Below are 17,616 nucleotides of genomic sequence, written 5' to 3' on the forward strand. Positions count from 1 at the left end.
GAATGCGGCGTCAGCTGACGCGAAACCAGCTCATCATTCCGGATGCGGAATGACCCAGCATATGGCAGTGTAACAACCAGTCGCCTGGATTGTCAGCAATCAGCGCGATTTTACGGGTCTGACCCCGCCCTATCAGTATCGTGTCGCGCCAGGGGCCCAGCTTGCCGTCATCCAGGATGATGCGGAAATGGTGCCCATGCAGGTGCATAGCGTGGGGAAACGCCGTTTCATTGACAAACTCAATCTGATGAGCACTTCCCAATCGCGCATCCAGAAACGGCTCATCCGGTCGATCAGAATAGCCATTCAATGCCCAAAACCTCCCGAGTTGGGCCAATTCACGGCCTGATAGTTCGGTCTCGCCCATATTGGCGGAATCCAGCCATCGCATGGCCCCGCCTTGCAGCGTCATGCGATGGATCGGTGCGTCGTCCAGCCGAACCTTAGGCATCTCATTTGCTGGCAAAGGGCGGATTCCAGTCCTGTTTGCCGCCGCCTGACCGGCCACCGCAAGCCGAACCAGACCGAAGCTGTCACCGCGTTCTTGACTTACAAGCCCGGCAATCTGACCCTCATCACTTTGCACATCCACAATCAGATCCATCCGCTGAGCAGGTGCAAGCGGGACGTTCCCGGAAACCGGCAAAGGGTCAACCAGAGGCATTCCATCCAAAGCGACGATCCAACCTGTCAGACCATCCAGCCCCAGATCGAATATCCTGGCATTTGCCGCATTGATCAGCCGCAGCCTCAGGCGCGCGCCGCGCGCCACTGCATATTCTGGATCAAACTGGCCATTAACTGTGACGAGATTGCCCAAACGCCCGGCGTGGCTGAGGTCGTGCTGGTTATCAAAATCTTCTACGATCTGCCCGGTTTCCGGGGCTAACCTCCAGTCGTCCAGGACAAGGGTCAAATCCTGATCCACATCAGGCAGATTATCTTCTTCGACAATCAATGGGCCGTAGAGGCCACGCGCAACCTGCTCCATGGATCGGTTATGGGCATGATACCAATATGTCCCCGCATCCGGGACCACAAAGTCATAGGTAAAACTGTGGCCTGGCTGAACAGCGTCCTGCGTCAGACCCGGAACTCCGTCCATTGCATTGACAATCCGAATGCCATGCCAGTGGATCGTAGCGGGTTGGGGCAAATCGTTTACCAATCTGCGCCGGACGCTTTGCCCTTTGCGCAGGCGAATTTCTGAACCGGGCACATTTCCACCAAAGGACCAAACCGAGGTCTCGGGGTACCCGTCAGGGGCCAGCTGTCGGGAGACGATCTGGGCAACCAAATCATCTATTGCGGCATGCACTGCCTTGGGCAACAGCAACATTGCTGTACCGGATTGCAAAATCTGTCTGCGTGATAACAACAATACGGGCCTCCTTGGCCCGCAATCTAAAGCGATTTTCGTCCCGCGCCAGTAGGGTTCCAGCGCGGGTGCGTCAATCAGTTACTCGCCGTCTGATAGTTGTGACGGTAGAAAATATGGACACCGATACGCGCGGTTTCCTTGTAGACCTTGGCCCAAGACGGGCGCACTGCGGTCGTGTGATAATGCGTAGCCCCTTCGGTCAGCTTTTTGGCATCCCCGTCGATGGCTGTACGCGCAACTTTTGCCACACGCTCATAGGCCTTCTTTTCACGGATCACTTCCTCTTGACCGTCACAGGTATAGGTGAACTGGCACTGGTATTTCTTACCTGTGCCCTGATTGATCACACCACACAGCGTGTCGGGAAAGCGGCTGCTGGCAACACGGTTGAGGATAACCTCCGCCACAGCAAACTGACCGCGCACACCTTCGCCGCGCGCTTCAAAGTACAACGCCTCGGCCAGGCACTTGAACTGTTCACCTCCGGTGGCGGTGGGTTGCTCGTCCAACCAGCTCTTGGAGTAGGACACTTCTTTCGACTCAGGCTCCTGTCGGGGCTTGAACAAATTCAGATAATCGCGAAAATTCTGACCGGGCAGTTCGCTACGGGCGACCAGCTCACGTTTCGCAGTATCGGTTGCTTCCCTCTCAGCGAAGGACACACTAGGCAGCATGGTTGTCGCCATAACGGCAACAGCCAGAATATATCTTAGCATCAGATAACCTCGCACAGGCACATTCTGCGCCATACCCTCCCCCGGCGGGCGCGATGAGGCTCATACCGAATTGAATCGGAAACGTCCAGATCAGAAGAAGATGCAAGTGGAAAATCGCCGTAACGTCAAAATAAGTTGACGACGGCTACCTTCTTTTCCTACTAATCCTTGGGTCGGCAGTTACTGTCAACCCCCAAGTCTGGACGAAATCGCCAGTTGAGCGGCAGCCAGCCGAGCGACAGGTACCCGGAAGGGTGAACATGACACATAGTCGAACCCCAAATCCCGACAAATTGCGATTGATTCGGGGTTTCCGCCATGTTCGCCACAGACCGACAGGGTCACGTCCGGCTGAACCCGGCGTCCGCGTTCAGACCCCAGCTTCAGCAATTCCCCTACACCATCGGGATCTAGCACGTGGAACGGATCCTCGGCGAAAACACCCTGACGCACATAAGCAGACATGAAGCGACCAGCGTCATCACGAGACAATCCGTAGGTCATTTGGGTCAAATCATTGGTGCCGAAGCTAAGGAACGCAGTTTGTGGAGCGATTTCGTCCGCCCGCAGGCAGGCACGCGGCGTTTCCACCATGACCCCCAGCCGATATTCGAACTCTTGCCCTCGTTCAGCGGCTACCGACGCCGCAACCGTGTCTATCCGAGATTTGACAAGCTCAACCTCGCGCTTGGCCGAAACCAGCGGTATCATCACCTCGGGGACCACCAGAGCGCCCTCTTTGCTGGCCTCAAGCGTCGCCTCAAAGATTGCCCGGGCCTGCATATCATAGATTTCCGGCACCGTGATGCCCAGCCTGACGCCGCGCAATCCCAACATCGGATTATATTCGGTCATCTCGGCGACACGGCGTTCCACATCCGAAACCGGCAGATCAAGTGCCTCTGCTAATTCACGCTGGCCACTGCGAGTCGTGGGCAGGAATTCATGCAACGGCGGGTCGAACAGGCGAATACAGACTGGTTGACCTTCCATTATTCGAAAGAGTTGCACGAAATCTGCGCGTTGCATCGGAAGCAGACGTTCCAGAACCGCCGCACGACCGGAAGAGGTTTGGGCAAAGATCATTTCGCGCATCACGATCAGGCGGCCGGGATCAAAGAACATATGTTCCGTCCGGCACAGGCCGATCCCTTGTGCCGAAAAGTTCCGAGCGGTCTGCGCATCCGCAGGCGTATCGGCATTGGCGCGGATCTCAATATCACGTTCGGCGTCTGCCCAGCTCATAAGCGTCTGAAAACAATCGTCTAGCGCCGCCTCAAGCATCGCGGGCTGCCCCGCCAGAACCTGCCCCGAAGTTCCGTCGATCGTCAGCTTGTCGCCCGTTTTGAAAACGCGGCCATCCTGGGCTGTCAACATCTTCTCTTTGGTCTGAAACCGCATTTCAGAGGCGCCAACGATGCAAGGCAGGCCCAAGCCGCGACCGATCACGGCCGCATGGCTTGTCATCCCACCCTTTTCGGTCAGAACAGCCACTGCGGCGTGCATTCCCCGGACATCTTCCGGGGACGTCTCTCGGCGCACCAGAATACAGGGCTCGCCCCGCGCGGCACTGGCCTGCGCCTCGGCCGCAGTAAACACAAGCTTTCCGGTTGCCGCCCCTGGACTGGCTGCAATGCCTGTGGTCAGCACATCACGGCGCGCGTCGGGGTGAACCTGCCGGTGCAGCAACTCGTTCAGAGAATGCGGATCGACCCGCATCACCGCCTCTTGCTGAGGAATGATGCCATCCTCGGCCAACCGAACGGCAATCCGCATGGCGGCACGGGCACTGCGCTGCACGCGCACACCGTCCAGAATGTGAACGTGCCCATTTTCGATGACGAATTCGACCTGCATTTCCTCACGCAGCTTTTCGCGCATGATTGCAGCATGTGCCTTGAGTTCCGCGAATGCCTTGGGCGCAACTTCCTCAAGCGACTTACCACGCGGATCCTTTTCCAGATACAGCGCAGCGACCCCCTCGCCCAACGCATCGCGACCCTGGCTTTGGCTGAGATAACGACCGGTTATCTGCTGCAGCCCTGTTGTCGGATCAATCAGTTGCAGAACGCCGGACCCGCATTCGCCCTGCCCCACACCCGGGACCATCTCTTGAATGACCAGACCCAGACCTGCATCCGCTGGCGCACCTTTTGCCTGGCGTAACAGCCGGGCTGAGGTTCCATCCCATGCCCGCGCCATCGAACGCAGAACCGCAACCAGCTGCTCACCACGATCCTGTGGGAAGGGCTCGTCGGTCTCATCCTCATAGGCCCGCAACGACTGGCGCAGACCTTCCAGCCCATCGGCCTCGATGTCGTCAAACACATCCGCATCCAGACGCGCCACATGAATGGCATAGCTTTGAACAAAGCGCAGCGACAGTGCAGCCGCGGCCTCGTTCCCCATCTCGTCTGACAGATCCACATAGCGCGCATCATTCATACCGATGTTGAGGATTGCCCCAGGCCCGCCCCAATCGGGGTCCTCGGAACTTGGACGAACACATAGCAGCGCCGCCTCGTCGAACTGTTCGAGAATAGCCGCAATGTCAGGCACCTGCCCGCCGGCGATCCGCTGCACTGCATCAAAGGACAATGCAACCGTTCGTGGTACGGGAAAATCCAGCCGAACCAGACGCTGCAGGCATTTCGCGCGCCCGCCATGAGTATTCGCCGCTACGGGCGCTTCGGCTGTGATCAGAGTGGTATGCGGGTTATTCTGCACTGCGGCACCTTTTGGTTTCACCGCAGCATAGGCCCCTGCGCCCGTGGCGCAAGAGCGTTAACCTTCGATTCGGGCCAGATCGGCCACGCTGGAACAGACCTTCCTGATCTGGCTGAGCAGGTTCAGACGGTTGCGGCGCAGGATGTCATTGTCGGTATTGACCTGCACATCCTCAAAGAACGCATCCACCGGCCCGCGCAGCGCGGCCATGGCCGTCATCGCGGCCGGGAAATCCTCGGACGCCAGCGCTGTGTCGATCTGTGCCTGAGCCTGATCCAATGCTGCAAACAGTGCTTTCTCGCTGTCTGTTTCGGCAAACTTCACATCCGCCCCATAGGAATATTCCACCCCATCCTTCTCTTCCGCCTGAGAAAGGATGTTGTTGGCCCGCTTGAACCCCTGCACGAGGTTCTCGCCATCCTCGGTCGCGATCACCGTGTTCAGCGCGCGCGCACGTTTGACCAGCAGGTTGAGGTCGTCATTCCCGTCCATCGCGATACACGCGTCGATGATGTCGTGACGGATGCCCTCGTCGCGGAGGAAGGTCTTGAGGCGGTCGTGGAAGAAATCCATCAAATGTACGACCGCTACGCGATCATCCAGTTCCTTCAAAGAAGCGTTATCTCGATCATGCGAAGCAGCCTCCTTGGCTCGGCGCATAGCTCTTTCAAAGAGGCGCAACATACTGATTTGAATTTCGTTCTCCAAAACCAACCGAATAACCCCCAACGCCGCACGACGCAGGGCAAACGGGTCTTTCGATCCGGTCGGTTTCTCATCAATCGCCCAAAACCCGGTCAGCGTGTCCAGCTTATCGGCCAGCGCCACGGTCACCGACAGCGGCGCGGTCGGCACGTCATCCGACGGACCCAGCGGCGAGTAATGCTCTTGCGCCACAGCGGCCACGGCGGCGTCTTCGCCTGCGGCCTCAACGTAATACCGCCCCATAAGCCCCTGAAGTTCTGGGAATTCATAGACCATCTCCGAGTTCAGATCGGCCTTGGCCAGACGCGCGGCTTTCTCGGCCACTGCCGGTTCGGCACCTGTGATCGGTGCCAGCTCGCGGGCCAGCGCGGCGATGCGGTCGATCCGTTCCGCCTGTGTGCCCAGTTTGTTGTGGAAGGTCACGTTCTCTAATGCGCGGGTCCATTGGGTCATATCCGACTTGGCAACGCGCAGGTCGTTCTCCCAAAAGAACTTGGCATCCGCCAGACGGGCCGACAGCACCTTTTGGTTGCCCGCCAAAATGGTCGCGCCATTGTCGGCGGTCTCGCGGTTGGCGACGGTGATAAAGCGTTCAATCCGGCCCGTTTTGGGGTTCTTCACAGAAAAGAACTTCTGGTGCTCCTTCATCGAGGTTTGCAGCACCTCAGGCGGCAGCTCCAGAAACTCTTCGTCAATCTGCCCCATGAGCACCACGGGCCATTCGACCAGCCCGGCGACCTCGGCCAGCAGGCCCTTGTCATCGACCACTTCCAGACCGGCGGCAAACGCCATGTTCTGCGCGTCGTTCCAGATGTGTTCGGCGCGTTCCTCAGGCGATAGCACAACAAAGGCGCGTTTCAGCTTGGCGGCATAATCCTCGAACGACGTGACAGAAAACCGGTTCGGGGCCATAAAACGGTGGCCCTCGGTCGTGTCGCCGGATTTGATCCCTTCGACCTCAAGAGGCACGACCTGCGCGCCTGCCTCATCGCTGAGGAGGCACAGGATCGAATGCAGCGGACGTACCCAGCGCATCGGTCCACTGCCCCAGCGCATCGACTTGGGCCAGGGGAAGTTCCTAATGGTCGCCTCAAGCACGTCGGCCACGATATCAGCCGCCGGGCGACCAGGCTTTTCGATCATCGCGAAATAGACCGCACCTTTGGGCGTTTCACGCTCTTCCAACTGATCGCGGGTCAGGCCGGCGCCGCGCAGGAAGCCTTCGATGGCCTTATCGGGTGCGCCCACTTTCGGGCCTTTGCGTTCCTCGCGGATGGACGGGCTTTCGGCCAGCAAGCCTTCGACCGCCAAAGTCAGACGACGGGGCGTGGTCAGAGAGGCGGCCCCGGCATAGGTCAGACCGGCCTCGACCAGACCATCGGTGATCCGCTTTTTCAGGTCTTCACCGGCACGGGTTTGCATGCGTGCAGGGATTTCCTCGGAAAACAGTTCGATCAGCAGGTCGGGCATAGTCAGTCCTTAGAAATTGACGATCGTCTGGATGACGATGGCATTGGCGATATCCACAAAGAATGCGGATACAAGGGGCAGTACGATAAAGGCAATAGGTGAAGGGCCATATCGCTTGGTTACGGCGGTCATATTGGCGATGGCGGTGGGGGTCGCGCCCAGCGCAAACCCACCGAAGCCTGCGGCCAGAACCGCGGCGCGATATCCCGACCCCATCACCGGAAACAACACGTAGATAACGAAGATTACCGTAAAGGCGGTTTGTGCCGCCAGTACGACCAAAATGGTCACACCAAGTTCCGCAATCGTCCACAACTGCAGGCTCATCAGCGACATGGCCAGAAAGGTACCCAACGCAAGCTCTGAAACCAGCCCAAGCGCGGATGTGCGGCTGACGGGAACTGCATTTGGCCGCAACCAGCTGCGCAGGTTGCCGATCAAAATGGCAATGATCAGACAAGGTACAAACAGAGGAAGTTTCAGGCCGGCCTCTGCGATCAGGACATTCACGCCATAGCCAATGATAATGGCAAGATGGAGGTACAGCATGACCCGCATCAGACCAAGCGGCGTAATATCAGGATAACGCTGTTCTTCGGTTGCGACACCAACTGTCAGTTCTTCATTGGGGCGGTCGGGGGTCAGAGTATAGCGTTCGACAAGATACTTGGCCACAGGACCACCAACCACCGCGGCCAACACCAGGCCCAATGTCGCCACTGCGACCCCCAACTCGGTCGCGCCTTCCAACCCAGTTACGGCACCAACGTCCGGCGCCCATGCGATGGCGGTTCCATGCCCGCCGATCAGTGCAGCTGATCCGAATAACACTCCGGATTGGGCAGGAAAACCAAATGCAACCGCCCCGACCGCACCAATGCCGTTTTGCATGATGATGGTGATCAGTGTCAGAACCAACAGCAAGAACAGAGGTTTGCCGCCGGTAAGCAGATCCAGGAACCGGGCATTCAGGCCGATTGCCGCAAAAAACAGCACCAGCATGTAATCCCGCGTGGCCATCTCAAAATCGAAAGAGATGCCTGTGGCCATGTATAATCCCAACATCACCAGCGCTGCGACCAACCCGCCGCTGACCGGTTCGGGTATGTTGAAGCGCTGAAGCAGCTTCACCTGCTGGTTCAACTCCGCCCCCAAAAGATAGACAGCCAGCCCCAACGTGGCGGCGATCATATCCGGGATGAGATAAGTCATTGCCCCGTTTCCGGTTGCTGCGGGCATTCCTCTCCGACGACCGTGCCGTCATAGGCCTTTTCCCCGCAGTTGTTCAGCGCGTGCCAAACATAGCCTTTTCCATCCTGGGTTACAGCGACGATCCGGTCCACGCCAAAGTGTATATTCTTAGCCCCGATAAAGGCCTGCGCCTGACCGGTCTGCAACGCGTTGGCAATCATTATGGCATCGTAGCACTCAAACCATCCGGGCGCCGTCAACGGTTCGGGGTCATTGGCGGTCTGATAACCAGCCAGATCTGCTGGCGTCAGGTCAGTTTCAAAGCAGGCGCGGTATCGAATCGGAGAGCTGTCCGCATCAATCGCCTGAAAGTCCGTATAGGCGATGGTCTCGGGCTCATCTGCGCCGATTGCTAGCAAACGGACATCCTGTCCCGGCTTTGAGACCACTTCATAATAAAAGCCGTAAACTTGCAGATAGTACATGGCCCCACCAGCCAGAACAGCCGACCCAAGAAGGAGAATAGCAAGTAGTTTTCCGGTCATCGTTCGAGCATCCTATTCACGTGGCCTCTTTCATTGAGGTCGAAAATGGGCCAGTTTCCAACCTGATACAGGCTGACTTTAGGGTAATGAAAATGGACACGACTCTCGCCGCAGGTTTTTTCGGCGCGCTTTTTGCGATCATGAACCCGATCACCAACTTGCCCGTTTTTCTGAGCGTGACTGATGGTCTGACCCCCGCAGATCAACGCAAGGTTGCGGTGAAAACCGTCACCTACTGTCTGATCCTGGGCGGTGCTTTTGCAGCCATTGGCAGCAAGACATTGGGACTGTTCGGCATCAGCGTCAATGATCTGCGCGTTGCGGGCGGTCTTGTTGTCCTGATGATCGGCCTGAACATGCTGAGCGGCACCGAGAGCACGGCGCATCACGGAACCGAAGGCGAAAAGAAATCTTATCCCGAGGCCGACACCGTCGCCTTTTATCCGTTGGCCTTTCCCATCCTCGTTGGGCCTGGCACAATCACGACGTTGATCCTCTATGCACATCAAATGTCCAAACCTATGGACGTCATACTCTATGCGGGCGTTTTTCTGGCAGTGCTGTTTTTGCTGTTCGTCACATTCTGGAACGCCGCGGCGCTGTCCAAGCGGCTTTCGGACAACGCTCGGGTGATCATGAGCCGCTTTATGGGTATGATCCTGTCTGCCATCGCAATCAGCATGATCGCGGACGGACTTAAAGTTCTGCTTCCCGGTTTGGCGTAACTGCCGCATCAGACCTCGTACCCGGCGGCTTCGGTCTGGACGAAGGCGTCGGCGCATTGCTTGGCCAAGGCGCGCACGCGTCCGATATAGGCCTGCCGTTCCGTCACCGAGATCACGCCACGCGCATCCAGCAGGTTAAAGATGTGCGACGCCTTGATGCACTGATCATAGGCCGGATGCGCCATGATGATGCGTTTGCCGGTCTTGGGATCGTCATGATCCCGCGCCAGAATGGTGGCACATTCAGCCTCGGCCTCTTTGAAATGGTCGAGCAGCACGTCGGTATTGGCCACGTCAAAGTTCCAGCGGGCATATTCTTCTTCGGTCTGTTTGAATATGTCACCATAGGTCAGCGGGCTGGGTGACTGCGGATCGTTGAAGGGCATGTCCATCACGTGATCAACACCCAGCACATACATCGCCAGCCGCTCCAACCCATAGGTCAATTCACCTGAAACCGGCGCGCAGTCATGGCCTCCGACCTGTTGAAAATAGGTGAACTGGCTGACTTCCATGCCGTCGCACCAGACCTCCCAGCCCAGGCCCCAGGCGCCCAGGGTTGGGCTTTCCCAGTCATCCTCGACAAACCGGATGTCATGCAGGTCCATGTCGATGCCGATTGCCTCAAGGCTGCCCAGATACAACGCCTGCAGGTCCGGCGGGCTAGGCTTGATCAACACCTGATACTGATAATAGTGCTGCAAGCGATTGGGGTTCTCGCCATAGCGCCCATCTGTTGGGCGGCGCGAGGGCTGTACATAAGCTGCGGCCCAGGACTTGGACCCCAACGCGCGCAAAGTAGTCGCGGGATGGAATGTCCCTGCCCCCACTTCCATGTCATAGGGCTGCAGAATGGCGCAGCCTTTTGACGCCCAATAGGTCTGAAGGCGCAGGATGATCTCCTGAAAAGAGCGAGGTGCGTTGGACTTAACGGTCATCACATTCCCTTTGGACGCCATTGCGCCCTGTTCCGGTGGGTTTTGCCCTTCCTATGCAAGGGGCCAAGGGGCGTCAACGGGACAGTGTGCCCGGGAAGCCACTGAGCGGCCGAACTGGAAATTCCCCGTATTCCAGGCATGGTGTTTCAACCCGCATATCGCGTACTCTTCATCGCAGAAAAACACCGCGGACACAGGCACACAATGAGACGCATATTAACGGTAATTTCAGTTCTTTTCCTTTTCGGCGTGCGGGCATCATTTGCTCAGCAAGACGGAGGTGTTTGGGTCCAGGTCGAGGCGCAGCCTTCGCTGCGTGAAGCCCAGGAACGCGCACAAGCCTATTCTGGCGCGTTGCCAGACGTGAATGGATTTCGCCTGAATTCGGGCTGGTATGCCATTGTGATCGGCCCGTATCTGCGCGGCGATGCCGAGCAAGTTCTGCGGGTGTACCGCGCAGAGGGGCAAATTCCAGCCGACAGCTTTATCGCCTTCTCGAACACACTGGGGCAGCAGTTCTGGCCGGTCAGTGCGAATACTCAGGACCAGGCCGCTGTGACAGCGCCGGTCGCACCTGAACCGGAACAGCCAGTGGCCGAGGCAACCCCGCAAATTGCCGATGAAACCAGATCACAGGCGCTGCAAAGCGAACGATTGCTGAGCGCGCAGGAGCGTATGGGCCTTCAAACCGCACTTCAAGCAGCCGGTTTCTACAACTCGACGATTGACGGTGCCTTTGGACAGGGAACGCGTCGCTCGATGGGCGACTGGCAAAGTTTCAACGGATACGAGGCGACCGGGGTTTTGACGACGGCACAGCGCAACGCCTTGATGGATGACTATAACGCGCCATTAATCAGCGCCGGAATGCAGCGCTACACAGACCCACAGGCAGGTATCGAGATGGCCATGCCGCTGGGTGTTGTTGCATTCGACCGTTACGAGGCCCCCTTCGTGCATTTCAACGGCTCGACCGACCTGAATGCTCAGGCCCTGCTGATCAGTCAGGATGGCACCAAAGCAACCCTGCGGGCCCTTTTTGAAGTCATGCAGTCGCTGGAAATCGTTCCGCTTGAAGGCCCTCGCCAGCTGCGCGGTGACAGCTTTACGCTGGAAGGTCGCGGCAATGACATTGTATCTTATACCGAGGCCAAGCTGAAAGATGGTCAGATCAAAGGTTTTACTCTGGTCTGGCCCGAAGGGGACGAGGCGCGCCGTACCCGCGTTCTTGCCGCCATGAAAGCGGACTTTAGCACCACTGATGCGGTTCTTGACGCCGCCGCCGGATCGGACGCTGCGCAAAGCATTGATCTTGTATCCGGCCTGCAGGTTCGCAAACCGCGCCTGTCACGCTCGGGGTTCTTTGCGGATGCCAAAGGCACCGTCCTCACCGTGACCGAGGCGGCAGATAGCTGCTCGCGGATCACGCTGGACGGCGCGCACGAGCTTGAGGTCGCCTCGACCGATCCCAATATCGGCATCGCCGTTCTGCGGCCAAGCCGCGACCTTTCCCCGATCAGCGTGGCCGAGTTCAGCAGCACCAAGCCGCGGATTCAGTCCGAGGTTGCGGTCTCCGGATTCTCGTATCAGGGCGTTTTGGGCGGTCCGACGCTGTCATATGGGCAGATCGCCGACCTGCGCGGCCTGAACGGTGAGGATGGCGTGAAGCGTCTGGCGCTGGCCACCCAACCCGGCGATGCAGGAGGCCCCGTGTTTGACGGCAACGGTCAGGTGGTCGGGATGCTTTTGCCGACCCCGACGAATGGGCGGACCCTGCCCGCCTCGGTCAGCCTGTCTGCCAATACAGAGAGCCTGAACAAGGCGCTGAGCAAGGCTGGGCTGGCAGGTCAATCCAGCGCCACCGCCGCCACGCAGGTCTCACCCAATGAGCTTAGCCGCCGGGCAAATGGGATGACTGTTCTGGTACAATGCTGGGATTGAGTTCGTAAAATCGCGCATTAACGCCGCCCATCCGGGCGGCGTTTTTTATTCTGCGCGCCATATGTCCGGAGTGATCCGGATCAATGTCGGCCCCTTAGCGGAAAACGCTTTTCGCACCGCAGACTGCATGTCTTCCAGTGTTGAGGGCGCAGCAGACAAGGCGCCGAATGCCTCGGCCAGTTTGCAAAAGTCAGGGTTTCGCGCAACGACAGCATTCGGCGCGATCTGACTGCCCACCATGCTGTCTTCGATCTCTTTCAGCTTGCCATTGTCCCAAAGAATGATCGGCAGGGGCAAACCCAGCTCTACCGCCACGCCCAATTCCATCATCGTGTAGTGAAAGCCATAATCCCCAGCAATCACAGCAGTCGGCCTGCCCGGCCGCGCGATAGCGCCACCTATTCCAGCCGGCAACGCATAGCCCAGCGTGCCAAAGCCGTTCGGGTGGTGCCAATGATAGGGGAAAGGCATTTCCCACACCCCCTTGGCAACATAGGCGAACTGGGTCATGTCCGAATACACCATCACATCCGCTGGCATTGCCTTACGCAAGGCATCCAACACCGGGACAATACCGGGCCGTTCTGCGTCAATCTCGGCGCGCCATTTACTGCGGGCTTCGGAGACCTCATCCGAGGACCAGCCATTTGCCGGTTTGACATGGTCGATAGACGCCCACATCGCGTGGGCAAAGCTTCCGCCATCCGCCTGCAACTTGACAGAGGCCCGATGATGGTCTGACAGGACCTGAGGGTCCAGATCAATGCGGATCATATTGGCCGTATGCCCCAGCGCATCGCGCCACAGATCGACCTCACCCAGCTCGGCTCCGACGACCACCACAAGATCGGCGGAGGCGATGATCCGGGCGCTTTCGGGACGAGACAAGGCAGCGCCAAAATCCAACGCATAATCCAACCCCACCATTCCACGCCCCGCATAGGTGGTGAAACAGGCCGCTCCGATCTGTGTCAGAATCTGCCGCCACAAGTTTGATCTTGCACCACCTCCCAGAACGAACAGCGGCCTGCGCGCAATGTTCAGCATCGACAAGACCGGCGCGACGTCCGGCGGCAGAGCCTTTGTCCGCAAACCCGGCTGGTTCGGGAATGGGGCTGGGTCAGCCTGTGCCTTAAGTTGCGAAATCGGCACCTGTATGTGCTTGGGTCTGGGGCGGCTCAACGCGAACTCTTCGAAAGCACGTTCAACCAGGCCATAGGCGGCCGAAGCTGTATTAGCCTGCAACGACCAATCCGCGACCGTTTCTCCGGCGGCACGTTGATCCTTCATCTGATGAAGCTGTCCCTGCAGCGCCTGATCATCATCAAGGCAGGAGGACAGCACCAGCATTGGCACCGAATCCGAATACCCCTGCCCCATGGGTGTCATGATGTTGCACAGCCCAGGCCCTGTGATCACATAGGCCACGCCAGGATTGCCGCTTGCGCGCGCATATCCGTCCGCCATGAAACCGGCCCCCTGCTCGTGACGCGCAAGAACATGGGTGATGCCGGCTTCTTCGATCCCGCGATACATCTCTTGATTATGGACGCCGGGGATACCAAAAATCACATCAACACCCCGATCCCGGAGCATGTGCGAGATTTGAGCGCCAAGTGGTCTTTTCATCAACTTCTCCAGAAATGGACTGTGAACAGCGCATAGACCGCGAGCAGTTCAAGCCGACCGACCAGCATCCCCGCAGATAGTAACCATTTGGCTGTATCGCTGAGCCCGCTGAAATTACCCGCTGGTCCGATCTGATCCCCAAGGCCCGGACCAACATTGGCCAACGCTGTTGCTGCACCCGAGACAGAGGTAATGAAATCCAGCCCGGTCAGCGCCAGCGCCCATGCCAGAAAACCCAAAGACAATACGAAGAACATGAAAAAGCTCATGACCGAAGTCAGGACATCCGTTCCGATGGGACGCCCATCATAGAGAGGCATGAACACCCCATGCGGTGAACGGATACGCCGGATTTGAGTTTTGATGGATGCAAACAGCAGTTGATAGCGGAAAATCTTGATCGAACAGGCAGTTGATCCCGCACACCCTCCGATCAGGCCAATCAGGAAGAACACCATGATCGGAAAACTGCCCCAACCCATGTAATCGACGCTGGCATAACCGGTACCTGAAATGATCGACGTGATGTTGAACAGCGATTCCCGCACCGCCTGTTCCCAATGATGCGGAAAGACAGAGGTCAAAAACACCGCCATGACGGCTACAAGAATCAGGATCGTGGCCAAAAACGCCCGAATCTGACTGTCGCGGAACAGGGAGCCGGTGCTGCCATTGGCAAATTGAACATAACGCACAAATGGCAAGGCAGCGAGGATCATGAAAATCGACGCCGCATATTCCGCGGGACCCGAGAAGGTACCGAACGATGCATCATAGTTTGAAAACCCACCGGTCGAGATTGTGGTCATAGAATGAACCACGGCGTCAAAGAAACTCATGCCAAGACCGGTGTAAACAAGTGCGCAGACCACGGTCAGGAACACGTAGATCAAGGAAATCTGGCCTGCGATTTCTTGCGCCCGCGGCAGGATCTTGCCCATGGTTTCGAAACCTTCCGAACGGAAGATCTGCATTCCTCCGACCCGAAGCTCGGGCAGAAAAACCATTGCAACAACGATGATCCCGATACCGCCCAGCCATTGCAGCACACCGCGCCACAAAAGCAACCCCTGCGGCAGCCCGTCGAGCCCGGAAATCACGGTCGAGCCCGTGGTCGTAAGTCCAGACATGGCCTCGAAATAGGCATCTACAAAGCGCAGCTCGGTTTCCCCGAACAGGAAAGGAATTGCCCCAAATAAAGGCAAAGCCACCCAAACGCCGGTCGTGAGCAGAAAGGTCTGACGGATCGTCAACCCTTCGCCAACGCCATTTGAGCAGCTCATAGAAAGTACAGCGCCGGTCAGAATGGTGATAACGCTGCTTTCAAGGAAAACATGCCATTCGCCGCGACCCTCGATAAGGTCCGCAAGCATGGGCAACATCATGGTCGCCCCAAGAATGGCGACCAACAGGCCAATCACATATCCTACCGGGCGCATGTCCGTCATGAGGCGCAGCGTTGGCGCGCCTGCACGACTGTGTCAAGCGGATGTCCTGATTACTTTTCGGTTTTGCCGCTCGAGACGGGCATCACGGGCGGTTTCGAAGGCGCGCGTGACCGGCGTGCAGCTGCCGCCTGTCCCGCCTGAGCCTTCGACGCGGCCGGATTTGCAGGTGCAGGTTTGGCGGTTGCAACCCGATCTGCCTTCACCTGGGACGCTACCGGTTTAACAGCTGCGGTTTTTGCAACAGCAGCGTCGATCGCAGCGGCGGGAGCAGCAGTTTTTGCCACTGCAGGTCTGACTGCAGCAGGTTTAGCGACTTCTACTTTGGGCGTTTCAGATTTGGCAGTTACGGTTTTGGTAACAGCAGGCTTTGCCGCAGCGGCTTTGGGGGCAGCGGGCCTAGCTGCGACTTTTGGGGCTGCGGCTTTTGCCACTGCAGGTTTTGCCGCGGATTTGGCCTGTGCCTTTTTCGCACCCCCCGACGCTCTGGCTTTTGTCACAGGTTTCGCCAGGGCGGGCTTGGGCGATTCGGCCTTTGCCTTGACTTCTGCCTTCTTCTGGACAGCCACTTTGACCTTTGCCGCAGGTTGCGGATCAGCATTGACCACAGGCATCGCCTGAGATTTGAACTCAGGTGCCTTCACGTCAGCAACAGTCTTTTCGGAGGCGACACGCAGGGCCTGAACCTGGGCGAAGGGCAGTTCAATCGCAGAGTTGGTCAGAATTTGCATGATTTTCAAATGGTTGGTCATTGCCTCACCGGCAAATCGAATTGCTGCTGCCTGAAATTCAAATGGCTGGGTAAACGGGTTCATGAGGTTGTTCTCCTGTGAAAGTGATGCAACCCGCGAATGAGTAAAGAACCCTGCCCGCCCTGACTAAACGGGCGGATTACGTTGCCTTGCAGTCCTTGGCGTCGCACGTGCCGGCTTCCTGATTGAGTGAAATGATCACCAGAACAGTGACCACGAGATGGCTGCATTCAAGGATAGTTTACAGCAAGAACTTCGCGCTTGCAGCATTTATCGCTGCAATGCGGCGAAATTTCACCACGCTGGCACTTAATCAAGTCTTTACAAAGGCTTAACGCCTATCCGACATGAAACAATGTCGTAAACAGCCTCGGATCCAGGCTGGAGGACACAAAGGTCGGGCCCTCAGTCAGAACAGAAACGGCATCATGGCTGTGCAGGCTTTCTTGATGGCTGGCGATCACTCGGAAATCGCCGATATGATGGTCTGCCAAAAGTTCGGCACAAAACAGGCGTGCCGCGTCTTCGACAAAAATCGGGTTTACGGCGTTCAGCTCGGCAAAGGCCTGCTCATCTTCACGTTTGACCATGACCTGCGTCTCGGTCGGCACCGCCCTGCGACACAGCGCAATCAGATCTTCGAACCAGAGGCAATCGGCATCGCAATCGACCGCAACCGATATCCGCGCAACCGAGCGCTGCGAATGCGGCGTCGCCAGTTGCCCTCGTGTAGACCGCGCATGCTCGCTGAGCTCCAGAGAACATGGGCACGTCGAGGAATACACATAATCCAGATGCATGATCTTTTGACGCACGCCATTCTGTTCGACCAGTTCCAGGGCGATATCGTAATATTGATAGCCTTCCAGACCCGAACGCAGGCTTTGAGTCCTGTCCGGGTAAGAGAACCGCATCTGGATACGTGCGTCAAAGCTGTCCAGATCGGTCATATAGTCGTTCAGCGCAGCCTCGATCACCTCAAAGCTGAACGTGCGCTCAGCATGTTTGTAGAACGAACGCATGATACGGGACATGTTGATGCCCTTCTTTTCCGCATCAAGGCTGACAGTGCCAGTCACTGAGGTCTCCAGCGTCAGGTCGTCGCCCTGCTTGCGGTGAAACCGGATCGGCAGGCGGAAATTCGATATGCCAACATGTTGAATCTGTTGCTTCGCCCCACGGATCAGGCTGGAAGGTCCATTCTGAAGGTCAGGCAACGAGGCGCGGTAGGCCTCATCCACAGCAAACCCCTCGGGGTAATGCCGCGACAGGGATGGGTAGTTGACCGGCAGGAGCCCCGGCACAAGCCGCGCGACAGCAGGATCAAGCTGACCGATTTCAGCCTCGGTCGCGTTCTCGGCCCATTTCCGCAGGGTTTTCAACGCTGCCGCGGCCTCATCATTGTTGGGGGCGTCATCAATGTCACGGGGATACACGTTCATCGATCAGGG

The 17,616-nt window shown here is 57.7% G+C and carries 13 protein-coding genes; 2 read left to right on the plus strand and 11 right to left on the minus strand.

Annotated elements, in window-relative coordinates; all coding sequences use genetic code 11:
* Nucleotides 1-10: 10 nt before the first annotated feature.
* The 6 genes from AC2FHW_RS02565 to AC2FHW_RS02590 all read right to left on the minus strand — a co-directional run bounded on the left by AC2FHW_RS02565 (nt 11) and on the right by AC2FHW_RS02590 (nt 8,735).
* Entirely contained in the window at nt 11-1,339 is a 1,329-nt protein-coding gene (locus AC2FHW_RS02565) for a multicopper oxidase family protein (RefSeq protein ID WP_496821370.1), read from the minus strand.
* 116 nt (nt 1,340-1,455) lie between these two features.
* Entirely contained in the window at nt 1,456-2,130 is a 675-nt protein-coding gene (locus AC2FHW_RS02570) for a cell wall hydrolase (RefSeq protein ID WP_246097141.1), read from the minus strand.
* Between the two features lie 153 nt (nt 2,131-2,283).
* Entirely contained in the window at nt 2,284-4,845 is a 2,562-nt protein-coding gene (locus AC2FHW_RS02575) for a putative PEP-binding protein (RefSeq protein ID WP_281972295.1), read from the minus strand.
* 36 nt (nt 4,846-4,881) lie between these two features.
* Nucleotides 4,882-6,999 (minus strand): glycine--tRNA ligase subunit beta, encoded by a 2,118-nt coding sequence (gene glyS / locus AC2FHW_RS02580; RefSeq protein WP_496821371.1) that lies wholly within the window; start codon nt 6,997-6,999, stop codon nt 4,882-4,884.
* Nucleotides 7,000-7,008: 9 nt separating this feature from the next.
* Complete coding sequence (gltS, locus tag AC2FHW_RS02585) at nt 7,009-8,211, minus strand: sodium/glutamate symporter (RefSeq protein ID WP_271946402.1); 1,203 nt, start codon at nt 8,209-8,211, stop codon at nt 7,009-7,011.
* Nucleotides 8,208-8,735, minus strand: a complete 528-nt coding sequence (locus tag AC2FHW_RS02590) for a DUF6446 family protein (protein WP_271946400.1) — start codon at nt 8,733-8,735, stop codon at nt 8,208-8,210. The genes gltS and AC2FHW_RS02590 overlap by 4 nt, the downstream gene beginning before the upstream one ends.
* Before the next feature lie 92 nt (nt 8,736-8,827).
* Here AC2FHW_RS02590 and AC2FHW_RS02595 point away from each other — a divergent pair, with 92 nt between their 5' ends.
* Nucleotides 8,828-9,460, plus strand: a complete 633-nt coding sequence (locus AC2FHW_RS02595; protein ID WP_142634527.1) for a MarC family protein — start codon at nt 8,828-8,830, stop codon at nt 9,458-9,460.
* An 8-nt stretch (nt 9,461-9,468) separates the two neighbouring features.
* Here the strand turns inward: AC2FHW_RS02595 and AC2FHW_RS02600 are convergent, their stop codons facing one another.
* Nucleotides 9,469-10,398: a glycine--tRNA ligase subunit alpha gene (locus AC2FHW_RS02600; protein ID WP_271946397.1), complete on the minus strand. Its 930-nt coding sequence runs from the start codon at nt 10,396-10,398 to the stop codon at nt 9,469-9,471.
* A gap of 204 nt (nt 10,399-10,602) precedes the next feature.
* Between AC2FHW_RS02600 and AC2FHW_RS02605 the strand changes: the two genes are divergently transcribed.
* A complete protein-coding gene (locus AC2FHW_RS02605) occupies nt 10,603-12,339 on the plus strand; it encodes a serine protease (RefSeq protein WP_271946395.1) in 1,737 nt (578 codons plus the stop codon).
* Between the two features lie 45 nt (nt 12,340-12,384).
* Here AC2FHW_RS02605 and AC2FHW_RS02610 read toward each other — a convergent pair whose 3' ends face one another.
* The 4 genes from AC2FHW_RS02610 to folE2 form a co-directional block, all read right to left on the minus strand.
* On the minus strand, nt 12,385-13,968 hold the full coding sequence (locus AC2FHW_RS02610; RefSeq protein ID WP_282027467.1) for a thiamine pyrophosphate-binding protein: 1,584 nt from the start codon (nt 13,966-13,968) through the stop codon (nt 12,385-12,387).
* Nucleotides 13,968-15,416: a TrkH family potassium uptake protein gene (locus AC2FHW_RS02615; protein ID WP_142634535.1), complete on the minus strand. Its 1,449-nt coding sequence runs from the start codon at nt 15,414-15,416 to the stop codon at nt 13,968-13,970. Before AC2FHW_RS02615 ends, AC2FHW_RS02610 begins: the two co-directional genes overlap by 1 nt.
* Before the next feature lie 50 nt (nt 15,417-15,466).
* Nucleotides 15,467-16,228: a hypothetical protein gene (locus AC2FHW_RS02620; protein WP_496821372.1), complete on the minus strand. Its 762-nt coding sequence runs from the start codon at nt 16,226-16,228 to the stop codon at nt 15,467-15,469.
* Between the two features lie 275 nt (nt 16,229-16,503).
* Nucleotides 16,504-17,607 carry a GTP cyclohydrolase FolE2 gene (gene folE2, locus AC2FHW_RS02625; RefSeq protein WP_496821373.1) on the minus strand — a complete coding sequence of 368 codons (1,104 nt, stop codon included), beginning with the start codon at nt 17,605-17,607 and terminating at the stop codon, nt 16,504-16,506.
* Nucleotides 17,608-17,616 lie beyond the last annotated feature (9 nt).

Source organism: Ruegeria sp. YTSA108 (genome assembly GCF_059610185.1).